Raw genomic sequence first — 15,981 nt, forward strand, 5'->3', positions numbered from 1 at the left:
CGAAGGAGCGTGTTTCACCGTGGCAAGGTCTCATCGACTTCAGGTCGTCTTTCCCGAAGTCATCCGAACGGCCTCGGTGATCGAGACACGGCAACTCAGTTCGGGAATGCGCAGGATCGTGTTGGGTGGGCCGCAGCTGCGGGACTTCTCGCGAGACGGATTCGACTTTCCGGCGCTGCGTAGCGAGGGATTCGACGACTTCGTCCGCTTGTTCTTCCCGCTCGACGACCACGGCACGATGGCTCTACCGGTGCAACACGAGCGCACGGTGGAGTGGCCGCGGGAGCCGCGGCCGCTGACTCGCAACTACACCGTGCGCAGCGTCGATGCCGAGACTGCCGAACTGACTCTCGATTTCGTCACCCACGACACCGGGATCGCGTCGACGTGGGGGCGTCGCTGCGCCGTGGGTGATTCCATCCCACTGCTCGGTCCGGTGCGCTCGGGTCACGCACCCGCCGAGGTGGATTGGGTGCTGCTCGTCGGCGACGAGACCGCGTTGCCGGCCATCGCGCGCTATCTCGACGAAGCCGGAGCCGGTGAGCGAATCCGGGTCGTCGTCGAGGTGGCCGACGCCGAGCGAGAACTACCGCTGCCGACGGCCGCCGACGCCGAGATCACCTGGGTCCACCGCGACGGCGCGGTTGCAGGCACCGGAGACCTGCTGGAAACAGCCGTGCGTAGTGCGCCCTGGTGGGAGGGAACCGTGTTCGCCTGGGTAGCAGGCGAATCCACAACACTCAAAGGAATCAGGCGATACCTGCGCGAGGATCGCGCCATGCCGCCGGAGATGGTCGAGGTCACCGGCTACTGGCGTCGCGCAGAGGTTCTCACCCGCGCGGACGATCCGGAAGTTCCCGATCTGAACGCCAGCGAATCCGAGCCGTTCGACAGGCTCGCCGAACGAGCGGAGATGTTCTCCCCCTTCGCGATCAGGGCCGCCAACACGTTGCGCATCCCGTTGCATGTCTCCCGCGGCATACGCACCGTCGACGAACTGGCCACGGCCACGGGCACCGATACGCGAGCCTTGGCAAAATTCGTCCGCTACCTGCGGGCCGTCGACGTGCTCACCGAGGATTCGGACGGTGGTGTGATCCTGGCCGATATCGGTGAAGCCATGCTCGGTGACGACTGGATTTCGCACTGGCTGGATTTCGACGGCATCGAGGCGCGAGTGGAATTGTCCATCACCGGACTCGTCGAGAGCCTGCGCACCGGCGCTGCCAGCGCGAGCCTGCTGACCGGCAAGACGTTGAGCGAGGACCTCGCCGGCTCGCCTCGGCTGACGGAATTGCACCACAACCACATTGCAGACGAGGCTGCATTCCTGGGTCCTGCTCTGGTACAGGATTATTCGTTCGACGGCGTGGCGACGTTGGCGGTGACCGGTGCCGCATCCGGGGTGGTGCTCGGCTCGATCCTGACCGGGCACGACGCGATGTCGGCAACCGTTCTCGGATTACCCAGCGAACTCGACCTCGTCCGACGCGATCTGCAGAAGTGGCCGGAACTGCACGGACAGGTGACCGAATGCGCTCAGAGTGTCGTGTCCGAACCGCGCACCAACCCCACGGGTGGGTTCGACGCATACCTGTTGCTCGAGGTCACCGGCCACTACAGCGACGACGATCTGGCGTTGCTGCTGGCGAGCGCGGCAGGAGGCCTGTCCGAGAGCGGGAAACTGATTGTGGTGGAACGCCTGTCGGACGATGGAGCGATCAACGAGGATCAGGCCGAGTTCGATCTGTTGATGCTCTGTATGCATGGCAGTGGAGTGCGAACCAGAGCCGAGTTCGAAGCGGTCGCAACCGCAGCAGGCCTGGCGGTGACCGCGTCTCGTCTCGTCGGTTGGGGTATCGCGGTCCTCGACCTGCAGCGTGCGCCCGAAGCCGTTGTGCGCCAGGGCCAGTTAGGTTAGCGTTGCCTATCGAAGGCGCGCAGCAATGCCTCGAGCATGTCGGTTGCGCGCGATGCGCGGTCTTGGGACCGAATCACCGTCAGGAGTGCACACACAATGACCGTTGTCGAAGAAACGGCGTCGGGCACGGCCGAGGCGACCATCCTGCAGCACGGATTGCAGACGGTGGTCACATTGGCCGAGTCCGGCTTGTTCGACGAGTACGTCGTGTACGAGGACAGAGGACGCTGGGTGTTCGCGGGCGGCGTGGTCGCTCGCATCGTCCTGCAACCGGATGTCGTCACGACCACGTGGGGGAGCGGCGAGCCGACGGTGCGTCGGTGGTCCGGTAATCCGTCGACGGCGTTGCGTGAGGCCTGCGACGGTCTGACCCGAGAATCCTGGAACGCGTACGGTTTTGTCGGATTCGGGTTCGCGGCGCACCTGCACGGTGTGACGGGCTCGTGCGACTCCGACGAGGTGCTCGGCCATCTGGTCGTGCCCCGCGTCGAGGTCCGATTCGGTGCCGACCACCACGACGTCGAGGTGACCGGGAGCGAGAAGGACCGCGCCGATGTGCTGGCCGTACTCGCGGCCGCCTCCGCCGAGGAGTCGCCGACAGTGCATTCGCTCGATGTCGGCGGCGATCTCGACGACTATCGCGGTCGGGTACGGCAGGCCGTCACGGAAATTCACCGCGGTGACTACGCCAAGGTCATTCTCTCTCGCACGGTGCGCATTCCGTTCGATCTGGACATGCCGGGCACCTACCGGGCCGGGCGAGCAGCGAACACCCCGGCTCGCTCGTTTCTGCTGCACCTGGGCGACCTGCGCGCAGCCGGTTTCAGCCCGGAGTTGGTGGCCTCCGTCGACGCGCACGGCGTAGTCACCACCGAACCGCTGGCCGGCACGCGGGCCTTCGGTCTCGGCTCCGAGGCCGACTCCGCCGCGAAGACCGATCTCGAGCAGGATCCCAAGGAGATCACCGAACACGCTGTTTCCGTTCGTACCTCGTTCGAGGAGCTCGAATCCATCGCGCGCCCAGGGTCGACCGCGGTCTCGGACTTCATGAGCGTGCGCGAGCGCGGAAGCGTCCAACACCTCGCCTCGACCGTGCGGGCACGCCTGCGTGAGGACCTGTCCTGCTGGGACGCCTTCGGGGCGCTGTTCCCGGCCGTCACGGCGTCGGGAATTCCCAAACGAGAGGCCATCGAGGCGATCGGGAGGCTCGACGACCCGCCCCGTGGTCTGTACTCGGGTGCCGTCGTGAAGGCATCGTCGACGGGGGAACTCGAAGCGGCGCTGGTGCTTCGAGCCGTCTACGAGCAACGCGGATCGGCGTGGCTGCGTGCCGGCGCCGGCATCGTCGGCCAGTCGACACCCGATCGCGAATTCGACGAAACCTGCGAGAAGCTCGCCAGCGTTGCCCCATATCTCGTCCGCAAGAAGGAGGAAGACGCCTGATGCACCGCACCATGTTGGGTGGAAAGATCCACCGCGCCACAGTCACTCATGCCGATCTGCACTACGTGGGCTCGATCACTATCGACTCCACTCTGATGCACGCTGCCGATCTGATCGAGGGTGAACAGGTCCATGTCGTCGACATCACCAACGGAGCGCGCCTGGTGACGTACGTGATCGAAGGGCACCCCGGGTCCGGCGTCATCGGGATCAACGGTGCCGCAGCGCATCTGGTGTCCCCGGGCGACCTGGTGATCATCATGTCGTTCCGGCAGGTGGAAGATTCGGAGCTGTCGGCGCACAGTCCCTCGGTGGTGCACGTCGACTCTGCCAACGAGATCGTGGCCCTCGGCGTCGACCCGTCCGAGCCGGTTCCGGGCGCTCTCGATCAGATGTCGGGGGCGAGCGTTCGATGACCTCGCACGAGAACTACGACATCGTCGGAGTCGGATTCGGGCCGTCCAATCTCGGTCTGGCCATCGCGATCGAGGAACACAACCGAACGTGCGCGCCGGCCGAGCGGCTGACCTCGTGCTTCATCGAGTCCAAGGACGAGTTCGCCTGGCATCCCGGAATGTTGTTGCCGGGGACGACGATGCAGATCTCGTTCCTCAAGGACCTCGCTACCCAGCGCAACGCCAGCAGCGAGTACACGTTTCTGGCCTACCTGTCCGAGCAGGGCAGGCTCAATCACTTCATCAATCTGCAGACGTTCTTCCCGAGCCGGCTCGAATTCCACGACTACCTGTCGTGGGCCGCAGGCAAGGTCGACGCGACGGTGCACTACGGCACCCGAGCGGTCGATATCGTCGACACCGGTGACGGTTTCGGCGTCCGCACCGAGGGCCGACGAAGCGGCACCGTGCGAGGTCGAAACATTGTGCTGGCCGGCGGTTTGACAGCCACCCTGCCCGATGGGGTGACCGCGTCGGCGCGGCAGTTCCACAATCACGACCTACTCGGGCACTTGGGCCGACTGCCGTCGCGGACGCATCGCACGTTCGTCGTCGTCGGTGCCGGGCAGAGCGCTGCCGAGGTGGTGGACTACCTGCACTCGACCTACCGCGATTCCTCGGTGCACGCGGTGCTCCGCAAGTACGGGTACAGCCCGGCCGACGACAGCCCCTACGCCAATCGCATCTTCGATCCGACGGCCGTGGACGACTTCTATTCGTCGTCGCACACGCTGCGTGATCAGTTGCTGCAGTACCACCGCGGCACGAACTATTCCGCGGTCGATCTGCCGCTGATCGAAGAGCTGTACGCGCGTGAGTACGCCGAACGGGTCAGCGGGGAGCGCAGGCTGTTCGTGCACGGAGCATCTCGATTGGTCGGCGCCGTCGAGGAGCCGTCCGGCATTCGGGCTGCCGTCGAGCACGGCCCTACTGGGCTGACCGAGGACGTACTGTGCGACGCTGTCGTCTATGCCACCGGCTTCACGTCCCTCGATCTCCCCGAGATCCTCGGTCCGCTGTTCGACGCCGTCGAGTTCGACACTTGCGGTCCGCGCGTGACGCGGGACTATCGGCTCGTCATGCGTGAACCGAGCGCAGGGTCGATCTATCTGCAGGGCGGGACCGAGCACACGCACGGTCTGACCTCGTCGTTGTTGTCCAACATCGCTGTTCGCAGCGGTGAGATCGTGAAGTCCGCCGTGAGCACGAGGGTGCGAACGGTGGTGTGAATCGGGTGCGGACGAGCGTGGGCGACGAGTCGGAACAGCGAGGCGTTCCGGCTGAAGTCGTCGGTCTCGCTCGCACGAATGCGCGGCGGGCCGCGGGGTTGTTCGTCGTCATCGGAATCCTCGCCGCGCTGTGCCTGGTGAGTATCGCGGTGGGTACCGAGTACATTCCCCTCGGTTCGGTGTGGCACGGCCTGTTTTTTCCCGACGGGTCGACCGACTCCGTGATCGTCCGCGAACTACGGCTTCCGAGAACGGTTCTCGGGCTTCTCGTCGGAGCCGCGCTCGGGGTTGCCGGTGCACTGATTCAGGCGATGACGCGAAATCCTCTGGCCGACCCGGGCATCCTGGGTGTCAATGCCGGAGCGGCATTCTTCGTTGCGATCGCCGTCGGTGTGCTGGGCTTCACCGGTATCGACTCCTACATCTGGTTCGCGTTCGCCGGTGCCGCGCTCGCCGCGGTCGCGGTGTACGCATTGGGCTCGATGGGGCGAGCGGGCGCAACGCCGATTCGCCTGACGCTGTCCGGAATTGCGCTCGGTGCGGTACTCGGCGGCATCACCTCGGGCATGCTGCTCCTCGACCCGGACGCCTTCGACAGGATGCGGTTCTGGAGCGCGGGATCATTGGCCGGGCGCGACCCGAACATTGCGATCACGACTGCCCCGTTCATGGCTCTCGGACTGTTGCTGGCCGCCCTCGTCGCACGTCCGCTCAACGCGATCGCCCTCGGTGACGATCTGGCGCAGTCGTTGGGGGCACGAGTGATTCGTGCGCGCATCATCGGTGTCGTCGCGGTGACTCTGCTCGCCGGCGCCGCGACCGCTGCGGCCGGGCCCATCGGATTCGTCGGACTGATGATCCCGCACATGGTGCGGTGGTTCGTCGGGCCGGATCAGCGCTGGATTCTGATCTACACGGTGTTCGCGGCACCGGGGCTCCTGCTGCTCTCCGACGTGGTGGGGCGCATCGTGATTCGGCCGGGCGAGCTTCAGGTGGGCATAGTCACCGCATTCGTCGGCGCTCCGGTACTGATCGTGCTGGTCCGCCGCAAAAAGGCGAGCGGACTGTGACCCCGGGGCAGCGCGGGAACGTGGACTTCGGGCGGCGGTTGTGGATCGTTCGATTGCGTGATCGGATCGACGGTCGAATCGACATCCGAACGGTGGCTGTCTGCGCTGCACTGCTGCTGGTGACTGCAGTGGTCGCCGTCGTTGCGGTCGGCACCGGCGACTACTACATTCCGCCGAACGAGGTGCTCGCCGCGGTGTTCGGCGACTCCTCGCGCATCACCGAGATCATCGTCATGGAGTGGCGGTTTCCTCGGGTGGTCCTGGCTTTCCTGTTCGGAGCCGCCCTCGGCGTATCCGGTGCGGTCTTTCAATCCTTGACGCGCAATCCGTTGGGTAGCCCGGACATCATCGGATTCGCCACCGGCGCGTACACCGGCGCGCTCGTCGTCATCCTCACCCTCGGTGGTGGTTACTACCAGACTGGAGCGGGCGCGCTCGTGGGCGGACTGGCCACGGCCGCGGCGGTGTATCTACTCGCATACAAGCGCGGGGTGCAGGGCTTTCGGCTGATCATCGTCGGGATCGGTGTCAGCGCGATGTTGGCCTCGATCAACACCTGGCTGGTCGTCAAGGCCGATCTGGCCGAAGCGATCGCGGCCGCCGTCTGGGGCGCGGGCAGTCTCAACGGGTTGGGGTGGGCGCAGGTGTGGCCCGCGCTGGCTGTGTCGGCCGTCATCGCCCCGTGCCTGGCCGTGTTGTCGCGTCGGCTACCGATGCTGGAGATGGGGGACGACGCGGCACGAGCGCTCGGGGTGCGCGCCGAACCGACGCGTCTGATGCTGGTTTTTCTGGGCGTAGCGTTGATCGCACTGGTCACTGCGGCCGCGGGACCCATCTCGTTCGTCGCGCTCGCCGCGCCGCAACTTGCGCGCAGGCTCACCGGCACATCGGGAGTGGCGATGGTACCTGCGGCCTGCATGGGGGCGCTGCTGCTCGTGGTCGGTGACGTTGTCGCACAGCGTGTCTTCGCCCCGACTCAGCTGCCGGTCGGTGTCGTGACCGTGTCGGTCGGAGGCGCATATTTCGTGTGGTTGCTGGCTCGTGAAGGGAGAAAGCAGTGACTTGGAGAAAGCTATGACCGAGCCTCGGTTGCACGCAGACGCGATCACGGTCGGATACGACAAGAGCGTGATCATCGAGAACTTGACCGTCGCGATTCCCGACGGCAAGTTCACCGTTATCGTCGGGCCCAACGCCTGCGGCAAATCGACGCTGTTGCGAGCACTCTCGCGGCTGCTGAAGCCCTCCCGCGGAGCCGTTCTGCTGGACGGCAAGGCAATCGCGTCGTATCCGGCCAAGGAAGTGGCGCGACGCCTCGGCCTGTTACCCCAGACCTCGATCGCCCCCGACGGTATCTCGGTGGCCGATCTCGTTGCGCGAGGACGATATCCGCATCAGAAGTTGATCCGGCAGTGGTCCACGGCAGACGAGGCCGCGGTGGTCCTGGCCATGGACGCCACCGGCGTGACGTCGTTGTCGGCCCGGCAGGTCGACGAGCTGTCCGGTGGACAGCAGCAACGAGTGTGGGTGGCAATGGTTCTCGCGCAACAGACACCGCTGTTGCTCTTGGACGAGCCCACGACATTCCTCGACATCGCGCACCAGATCGAGCTTCTCGACTTGTTGGCCACACTGCCCCGCGAGAACGGCAATACTCTGGTCGCGGTGCTGCATGACCTCAATCACGCGTGCAGGTACGCCGATCACATCATCGCGATGAACGACGGTGCCGTGGTCACGCAAGGTCCGCCTGCGGAGATCGTCACCGCAGAGTTGGTCGAGTCGGTGTTCGGACTGCCGTGCCGCATCATCGACGATCCGGAATCACACACTCCGTTGGTGATTCCCAAGGTGGTTGGTCGCAAGCTAGGCAAGGCTTAGTTTAGAATCGAACAAGACGGCCGCCGAGCCAGCCTGAAGGTTTTCTCGAGAAAACGACGAGATATGTATCGAGGACGAAGATGAGTGAACAACCGCGTGGCTTCTACTACGCCGACGTCGTTGCGGTGGAACGACTCACGGTGCACATGGTGCGCGTGACGTTCGGCGGCGAGCATGTCGCCGGCTACCGCACACTCGGGGTGCCCGACGAATGTGTCGGCGTCTATTTTCCTCGGGCGGGCGAGACGAAGCCGCCACCGATGACCGAGGTCGGCGGCCTGTGGTGGTTCCACGGGCTGGACGACGCACCGGAGGGCCGCAACTACACCATTCGCCGCCTGGACGAGGCGCGCGGTGAATTGACCGTCGACTTCTTCGCACACGAGGGTGGCGTCGCGGCAACCTGGGCGCAGCAGGCCACCCCGGGGCAGACGGTGCTGTTCACGCGTCCGCGATCCTGGTATTCACCTCCCGCCGACGTCGAATGGCTGCTGCTGGTCGCCGACATGACCGGTTTGCCGGCACTCGGCCGGCTCGTCGAGCAGTTGCCCGCCGGTGCGAAGGCCCACGCCATTGTCGAGGTGCTCGAGCGCGGAGATATCCAATCCTTCGAAACCCCGGCCGACGTCACATTCGATTGGCGTATCGGTTCCGGAAACGGAGACAGCGCAAGCGTTCTCGACGACGCCGCACTGGCATACCCATTACCCGAAGGACGCGGCTACGTGTGGTTCGCCGGGGAGGCGTCGTCCTCCCGTCGGGTGCGTAAGTACTTCCGTAAGGAATTGGGCTACGACATAGCGCATTTCGACATCATCGGATACTGGCGGGCAGATTCCGAGAAGTGGCTCGAGAAGTACAAGCAGTACCAGGAGGAAGCGCTGGCGGTGTACAACGGAGTCATCGAATCCGGCCGCACCGAGCAAGAAGCCAGTGAGGCATTCGATGCGCTGCTCGAGCGGGTCGGGCTCTAACTCCGGAATACGTAGTTCGGCAGCTCCAGCGTCGCCGCGTCGGGACCGAGGAACTTGCTGGTGACGGCCTGCACAGGTTTCGATCCGGCCAGACGGAGTACCCCGCGAAATGCGGCCACTCCCGCAGCGGTTTTCGGATGCGCGATGCGAGGTACGCCGGGCGGCAGCTTCTGAGCCTGCTCGACGAACGGCCGCATCCGCGTCTCGAAGGCTTCGAAGCCGGCGCGATGGTCCTCGGCCCGGGCGAGTTCGCCGGCGAGGACGTAGGCACCGGTGACCGACAACGTGGTGCCCATGCCGCTCACCGGTGTCGCGCACCAGGCGGCGTCGCCGAGCATTCCGATTCTGCCGTTCGACCAGCGCGGGGCCTTCACCTGCGCGAGGTAGTCGACGTAGAGCTCAGAATCCGGTCCGAGCGAATTCAGGATTCTGGGCACTTCCCAGCCGACGTCGGCGAACTTCGCCCGCAAGGCGGTGATCACCTGTTCGGTGGATGCGCCTTCGTACCCGCCGTCGTCGGACACCCAGGACAGGCTGAAACGCGTCGTGCCGAGGTTGTCCGGGCGAATATTGGCGACTCTGGATCCGGGGGCGTTGCACCAACGCCACCAGCCGTCGTCGCTCGGGCCCTTCGGCAACACCCCGTAAGCGGTGTAGAGGCCGACCGGCGTGGTCTCCGCTTCGGCGGGAAATGCCAGTTCCCTGCTGCTGGAACGGATTCCGTCGGCAAACAGGACGAGATCGAACCTCTGCGATGCGTTCGACGCGAACGTGACATCCACGCCGTCGGCATCCTGAGCCACGCCGACGACGCTATCGCCGTACCGGTATTCGGTTCGCGGACCGGCTGATTCGACGAGAATCCGAGCGAACTCGCCGCGCAGAATTTCCAACTCCGCAGTCGGTCCGTCGTGGGAGCCGTCGCCGACCGGGAAAGCGGCGATGGTGGCGTCGTTCTCGTCGACGAATCGGGTGCCCTTCTCGGTGGTGCCGTTGGCGAGCAACGTTGCGTCCAAGCCCATCCGTCGCAGCACCTCGCGGCCCGATCCACGAACGTCGATGTTCTGGCCTCCGTGCCGCAAGTGCGGAGCGCGTTCGACGACGGTGACGTCGTAACCGGCCTTGTCGAGCCAGAAGGCCACGGTGGGTCCGGCGATGCTGGCACCGGTGACGAGCACGCGAGAAGTCATGAGGGCGGTAATGCCCGGGCGGGTTGTCGTTCAACCCGGAAGGGGAAAGTAGCTGAGCCTCACCTTGGTGGTGTACTTTCATCAAATTGTCCGAATAACCCGTTTTCGTCAGGAGAACCGTGTTCACCGTTCGCCGTCTGGCGCTGCTCTCGTGCAGCGCAACCCTCGCCCTCGGTCTCGTGGCCTGCAGCTCGGATAGCTCTTCCGACGAAGGCACGTCCACCTCCGAATCCGCCACCGCAGACACCGCGTTGGTGGTGTACTCCGGCCGCGGTGAAGAGCTCGTCGACCCGCTGATCGAGCGCATCGGCGGCGGTATCGAGGTCGACTACTCGGGCAATACCAACGCCCAGGCCGCGAAGATCCTCGAAGAGGGCGACGCGACGCCGGCCGACGTCTTCTACGGACAGGATGCAGGCGCCCTCGGTGCTCTCGACGAGGCGGGCGCACTCGCGCCGCTGCCCGAGGACATCCTCTCGCTCGTCCCCGAGCAGTACCGCGGCACCGACGGCACCTGGGTCGCCACCTCTGCACGGGCCCGCGTGCTGGCCTACAACTCCGATTCGGTGCAGGCAGTAGACCTGCCGACCGGCATCGACGGACTGCTCGATCCCCGCTGGCGCGGACAGATTGGCTACGCACCGACCAACGCGTCGTTCCAGGCCTTCGTCACTGCCCTGCGCGTGCAGCGCGGTGAGGACGGTGCTCGCACGTGGCTCGAAGGATTCGTCGCCAACGAGCCCGTCGCGTTCGAGGGCAACGGCCCGCTGCTGACCGCCGTCAACGATGGACAGGTCTCGACCGGCCTGCTCAATCACTACTACTGGTACCCGTTCAAGGACGAGAACGGTGCCGACGCGCCCGTCGAGCTGCACTACTTCGAGCCCGGCGATCCCGGCGCACTGATCAATGTCGCCGGTGCCGGTGTGCTGGCTGCGTCGGACAACCAGGAGGCCGCATTCGACTTCGTCCGTGAGCTGCTTTCGACCGAATCGCAGACCTACTTCGCGAACGAGACCGCCGAGTACCCCGTCATCGACGGCGTCACCTCGGACTACGACCTGCCGCCGCTGTCCGACCTGGGCTCGACCGATCTCGATCTGGGCCGGCTCTCGTCCCTCGAAGCCACCCAGACCCTGCTCACCGACGTCGGAATCATCTAGTCGGTGTTCGCGTCTGCACTCCAGCCGCTTCGGCGGTGCCACTTCGGCGGTCGTCCCGTTCTCGGGACGGCCGCGTTGTGCGTGGGAGCGCTGACGCTGACACCCTTGGTGTACCTGTTCGTTCGAGCGTTCGACGGTGGTACCGAGAAAGTACTGCGACTGCTCCTGCGGCAACGCACCCTCGATCTCGTCGTCCGGACGGCCACACTCGCGCTCACCGTGGTGGTCGCCTCCGTCGTGGTGGGGACGATGCTGGCCTGGTTGACCGTGCGGACCGATCTACCGGGTCGACGCATCTTCTCGATGATCCTCGCGGCACCGTTGGCCATCCCGTCGTACGTGTCCGGCTATCTGTGGATTGCCGAATTTCCTTCACTTGCAGGATTTTCCGGCGCTGCTCTGGTGCTGACGCTGTCGTGCTTCCCGCTGGTGATGTTGCCGGTGTCCGCGGCGTTCGCCACCGCGGACCCGTCGTTGGCCGAAGTGTCCCGCACCCTCGGCCGCGGGGCGGTGCGCACCGCGTTGACCGTCGAGTGCCGTCGCGTCGTTCCGGCAGCGGCAGCAGGTGCACTTCTGGTGGCGCTGTACACCATCAGTGACTTCGGGGCGGTTGCGCTGATGCGGTACGACGCCTTCACTCTCGGCATCTACAGTGCTTACCGCGGCGGGCTCGACCGTACCGCGGCGGCCGTCCTCGGGCTGGTGCTCGTGGTGGGTGCGTTGGTGCTGACCCTCCTCGAACGGCGTGCTCGACGCGGGGCCACGGCGCGCGTGGGATCGGGTACCGACCGAACCGCGGAGCCGATCGCCCTCGGCCGGTGGCGCATTCCAGCTGTTGCTGTCGTCGTTGCAGCACTGAGCATTTCGGTGCTCGTGCCGATTCTCGCGCTGGCGCGATGGCTCAGCCGATCGTTGCGCTTCACCGTCGACTGGTCGGACGTGCTGGCGGTCAGCGCCAAGACAGTTCAGTATTCGGCGACCGCCGCTATGGTGGTAGCCGTGCTCGCGTTGCCGGTCGCTCTCTTCGCGGCCAGATCCACCTCCCGAAGTGCCCGCACCGCCGAGTTGTCGACGTACATCGCGCACGGACTCCCGGGTATCACCGTCGGACTCGCCACGGTGTTTCTCGGAATCAGGTTCCTGCCGTCGTTCTACCAGACCGCGGTGTTGCTGGTGCTGGCGTACGTGGTGCTGTTCCTGCCGTTGGCCGTCGGTAGCACCAGGGCCGTCATCGACGCCACTCCGGTTGTGCTCGAAGATGTGTCGCGCACGCTCGGTGCCGGACGCGTGCGCACCGACCTTCGGGTGACGATTCCCGTCGCAGCACCGGGCATCGCTGCCGGGGCCGCACTGGTGTTCCTGACCGTCGCCAAGGAACTGCCGGCAACCCTGATGCTGCGCCCACGCGGAGTCGATACCCTCGCGACCACGCTGTGGTCCACCACCGAGGCGTTCCGATACGGCGAGGCGGCTCCCTACGCCGTGGCGCTGATCGTGATCTCCGTGGTTCCGACGATCGTTCTGACCCGGGCGCTGGGGCGCTCGACACGGAAGCGAGTGGTAATGCCATGAGTACGGTGATCTCCGGTCTTGTTGCCTCCTATGGCAGTACGACGGTGCTGCACGGCATCGATCTCGATCTGAGCGACGGTGAGATGCTGGCCGTGCTCGGCCCCTCGGGCTGCGGCAAGACGACTTTGCTGAGGTCGATCGCGGGCCTGCACCGTATCGACGCGGGTCGTATCACCTCCGACGGGCGGGACCTCTCCGTTGCCGGACGTGTCCAGGTCCCGCCGGAGAAGCGGGGGATAGGCCTGATGCCGCAGGAAGGTGGCCTGTTCCCGCACCTGACCGTGCGTCGAAACATCGAATTCGGTTTGCGCACAAGGTTTCTGCGGCCATACCTGTCCGGTCGAGCGGAGCGGACACGACGCGTCGACGAAATGCTCGAGCTCGTCGGACTGCCCGACGCGGGTGGGGTCCAGCCCAGCGAACTCTCGGGTGGTCAGCAGCAACGCATCGCCTTGGCGCGTGCGCTGGCTCCTGCTCCGTCGGTGGTGCTGATGGACGAGCCGTTCGCCGCGCTCGACGCAGGACTGCGCACCTCGATCAGGCAGGACGTACGAGAGTTGTTGCAGGCCAGCAAGACCGCGTCGATCCTCGTCACCCATGATCGGGCCGAAGCACTCGGCACGGCGGATCGTGTCGCTGTACTGCTGAGCGGGCGCTGCGCCCAGGTCGACACGCCGCGCCAGGTGTACGAGCGGCCGGCCACGCCCGCCGTGGCGCGATTCGTCGGCGACGCGTACTTCGTCGATGCGGTGGGCCACGGCGATTACGCCGAGACGATCCTCGGGCGAATCGAGACCACCACTCGCGCAACAGGAGACGGGCAGGTTTTGCTTCGCCCCGAACAGTTGGTGGTCTCGGATCCGGAGGACGGCGCATTCGTCGTCGAGCACGAGTTCTTCACCGGCCCCGAGTCCTCGGTGACCCTGCGGCACAGCGATACCGGGCTGCGACTTCGGGTCATCGCCCGCACCTCCGATCGATTTGCCCCGGGCACCGTTGTCGCGGTCTCGGTGACATCCCCGGTGCATTGGTTCGCGAGCTCTGCGGACTAGTTTCGCAACTCCACCAGCGGGATCGGATCCTCCTGGCCGGGCCAGGTGCCGAACAAGTGCGGCAGTTCGGTGGCAGTGGAGTCGATGACGCGACGGACATGCAGGCGGGGTGTCGCCGACGAGTGCCGACCGGTACCCCGGACCCGCGTGGTGGATTCACGTACCGTTCGAGAACCGTCGGGCGAGTGCACCACCAGTTCGGCCTGTTCAGCACCGTCGACGATGGCTGCGGTGGTCACCGCCACATACAGCGGATCGCCGACGCCGTCGTACACCCAGCGTGTGCCCAGCACCGAATGTTCCATCGTGGCAACGAAATACGCCTCGGCTCCGTTCAGTGGAGCATTGCGGTAGGTCAGGGGGACCTGAAACACCGTGCCCGACGCCGAACGCACAAGATGGGTTTCGACGCCGACGACTCCGGCCGGATCGTCGAAACGATACGCGCCGACGGCCTCGAGGTTGGTGATATCCCGACCGGCCGACCAGTCCTGCGTCGGAATCCAGGCTGCGATCGCGTCCAATTTGGAGGGAACGAGCGTGGCGCGATGAATGATGGACATGTAGAGAACGCTACTGGGCTGTACGTTTCGGCATCAGTACGGCTGCGACGGTCATCAGGACGGCGGCCACCAACACTCCGATGAAGACCAGATGGATGGCGTCGGACAGTTGTTCGGGTTCGGGATCCCCGGACACTCGCGCGTTGACTATCGCCCCGAACACCGCGACGCCGACCGCGCTACCGAGGGAGCGGGCGAACATATTGGTGGAGGTGACGACTCCCCGCTCTGCCCAATCGACGCTCGACTGTGCGGCGATCAACGTGGGGCTTGCGATCAACCCCATGCCGAGGCCGATGACGAAGCACATCGCGGCGACGTGCCAGATCTGCGACTCGGCGTCGAGCAGCGTCGTGAGTGCCGTACCCACGATCCCGATCGAACCGCCGACTACTGCCGTCGTGCGGAAGCCGAAGCGCAGATACACCCGACCGGACTGAGATGCGGCGATCGGCCAACCGAGAGTCAGGGTGGACAGCGAGAACCCGGCGACGATGGCTCCGGTGCCGAACACCCCTTGCACGAATGTCGGCACGTAGGACGTCAGCCCCAGAATCAGCGCGCCGACGAGCAACGAGATGAAGCTGCTGACCACCAGAACGCGCCGGGTGAACACCCACAGTGGCAGGATCGGCTCCTCGGCGCGGGACTCCACCCAGGCGAAGACCCCCAGCAGCAGGAAGCCCACTACGAAGATCGCGATGCTGATCGGCGAATCCCAGGCCCAGGACTGGCCGCCTTCCAGCAAACCGAGTAGCGCCATCGTTGCGCCGACGGTGAGCAGGGCAGCCCCGAGGTAGTCGATCTTGGGCTTGGTGCGTTCCACGGCTCCCTCTTCGAACTTGCGCCACAGCATCACCGCGGCCAGTCCGCACAGCGGAATGTTGACGAAGAAGATCCAGCGCCACGTCAGGAACTCGGAGAAGATACCGCCGAGGGCCGGGCCGAGTACCGAGGACATCGCCCATACGCTGGCGAGGTAGCCCTGCACCTTGGCGCGCTCGGCCAGGGTGTAGATATCGCCGGCGATGGTGATGGCCATCGGCTGCACGGCACCCGCGCCGAGACCCTGCACCGCCCGGAATGCGATCAGGGCGGGCATACTCCAGGCCAGGCCGCAGAGAATCGAGCCGAGCAGAAACACCGCGATGCCGAACAGCATGATCTTCTTTCGGCCGAACAGGTCGGCCAATTTTCCGTACAGCGGCACCGATACTGCCTGGGCCAGAAGATAGATGGAGAACAGCCACGGAAACTGGGTGAACCCGCCCAGGTCGTCGACGATGGACAGCACCGCTGTGGCGATGATGGTCGAGTCGAGGGCGACCAGAGAGGTACTGAGCATCAACGCAACCAGTACCGGTCCGCGTTCGGAGCGGAATCCAACATCCGACGTCGTGTTTTTCGTAGCCACGGCTACCAGTCTGATGCCTACCGGAACCCCCGCCGCCACCGGCCCAGATAGTGT

Annotated in this window: 14 protein-coding genes; 11 read left to right on the top strand and 3 right to left on the bottom strand. The window is 65.4% G+C overall.

Annotated features, from left to right (window positions below; translation table 11 throughout):
- Positions 1–19 precede the first annotated feature (19 nt).
- The 8 genes from QM797_RS08125 (at position 20) to QM797_RS08160 (ending at position 8,973) form a co-directional block, all read left to right on the top strand.
- Positions 20–1,921 carry a siderophore-interacting protein gene (locus QM797_RS08125; protein ID WP_283274777.1) on the top strand — a complete coding sequence of 634 codons (1,902 nt, stop codon included), beginning with the start codon at positions 20–22 and terminating at the stop codon, positions 1,919–1,921.
- A gap of 96 nt (positions 1,922–2,017) precedes the next feature.
- On the top strand, positions 2,018–3,364 hold the full coding sequence (locus QM797_RS08130) for a salicylate synthase (RefSeq protein ID WP_283274778.1): 1,347 nt from the start codon (positions 2,018–2,020) through the stop codon (positions 3,362–3,364).
- Positions 3,364–3,780, top strand: coding sequence for an aspartate 1-decarboxylase (panD, locus tag QM797_RS08135; RefSeq protein ID WP_032376352.1), 417 nt, complete (start codon positions 3,364–3,366; stop codon positions 3,778–3,780). Before QM797_RS08130 ends, panD begins: the two co-directional genes overlap by 1 nt.
- Positions 3,777–5,048, top strand: coding sequence for a lysine N(6)-hydroxylase/L-ornithine N(5)-oxygenase family protein (locus QM797_RS08140; RefSeq protein ID WP_283274779.1), 1,272 nt, complete (start codon positions 3,777–3,779; stop codon positions 5,046–5,048). The genes panD and QM797_RS08140 overlap by 4 nt, the downstream gene beginning before the upstream one ends.
- Positions 5,049–5,053: 5 nt before the next feature.
- Positions 5,054–6,118 (top strand): iron chelate uptake ABC transporter family permease subunit, encoded by a 1,065-nt coding sequence (locus QM797_RS08145; protein WP_283274781.1) that lies wholly within the window; start codon positions 5,054–5,056, stop codon positions 6,116–6,118.
- Positions 6,115–7,179: a FecCD family ABC transporter permease gene (locus QM797_RS08150; RefSeq protein ID WP_283274782.1), complete on the top strand. Its 1,065-nt coding sequence runs from the start codon at positions 6,115–6,117 to the stop codon at positions 7,177–7,179. The genes QM797_RS08145 and QM797_RS08150 overlap by 4 nt, the downstream gene beginning before the upstream one ends.
- A gap of 13 nt (positions 7,180–7,192) precedes the next feature.
- A complete protein-coding gene (locus QM797_RS08155; protein WP_283274783.1) occupies positions 7,193–7,999 on the top strand; it encodes an ABC transporter ATP-binding protein in 807 nt (268 codons plus the stop codon).
- 80 nt (positions 8,000–8,079) lie between these two features.
- Entirely contained in the window at positions 8,080–8,973 is an 894-nt protein-coding gene (locus QM797_RS08160) for a siderophore-interacting protein (RefSeq protein ID WP_283274784.1), read from the top strand.
- Here the strand turns inward: QM797_RS08160 and QM797_RS08165 are convergent.
- Positions 8,970–10,163: an FAD-dependent monooxygenase gene (locus QM797_RS08165; RefSeq protein WP_283274785.1), complete on the bottom strand. Its 1,194-nt coding sequence runs from the start codon at positions 10,161–10,163 to the stop codon at positions 8,970–8,972. The genes QM797_RS08160 and QM797_RS08165 overlap by 4 nt on opposite strands.
- 119 nt (positions 10,164–10,282) lie before the next feature.
- Between QM797_RS08165 and QM797_RS08170 the strand changes: the two genes are divergently transcribed.
- From QM797_RS08170 to QM797_RS08180, 3 genes are read left to right on the top strand one after another with little or no spacing between them, the layout of a single operon-like run.
- Complete coding sequence (locus QM797_RS08170) at positions 10,283–11,326, top strand: iron ABC transporter substrate-binding protein (RefSeq protein WP_283274786.1); 1,044 nt, start codon at positions 10,283–10,285, stop codon at positions 11,324–11,326.
- Between the two features lie 3 nt (positions 11,327–11,329).
- Positions 11,330–12,898, top strand: coding sequence for an ABC transporter permease (locus QM797_RS08175; RefSeq protein WP_283274787.1), 1,569 nt, complete (start codon positions 11,330–11,332; stop codon positions 12,896–12,898).
- A complete protein-coding gene (locus tag QM797_RS08180) occupies positions 12,895–13,950 on the top strand; it encodes an ABC transporter ATP-binding protein (protein WP_283274788.1) in 1,056 nt (351 codons plus the stop codon). Before QM797_RS08175 ends, QM797_RS08180 begins: the two co-directional genes overlap by 4 nt.
- Here QM797_RS08180 and QM797_RS08185 read toward each other — a convergent pair.
- Positions 13,947–14,513, bottom strand: a complete 567-nt coding sequence (locus QM797_RS08185) for a CG0192-related protein (protein ID WP_283274789.1) — start codon at positions 14,511–14,513, stop codon at positions 13,947–13,949. The two genes, QM797_RS08180 and QM797_RS08185, sit on opposite strands and share 4 nt — an antisense overlap.
- Before the next feature lie 10 nt (positions 14,514–14,523).
- Positions 14,524–15,927, bottom strand: coding sequence for an MDR family MFS transporter (locus tag QM797_RS08190; protein ID WP_283274790.1), 1,404 nt, complete (start codon positions 15,925–15,927; stop codon positions 14,524–14,526).
- Between the last annotated feature and the right edge of the window lie 54 nt (positions 15,928–15,981).

Origin of the sequence: Rhodococcus sp. IEGM 1381 (assembly GCF_030056795.1) — a bacterium.
In the GTDB taxonomy this organism is placed as follows: Bacteria; Actinomycetota; Actinomycetes; order Mycobacteriales; family Mycobacteriaceae; genus Rhodococcoides.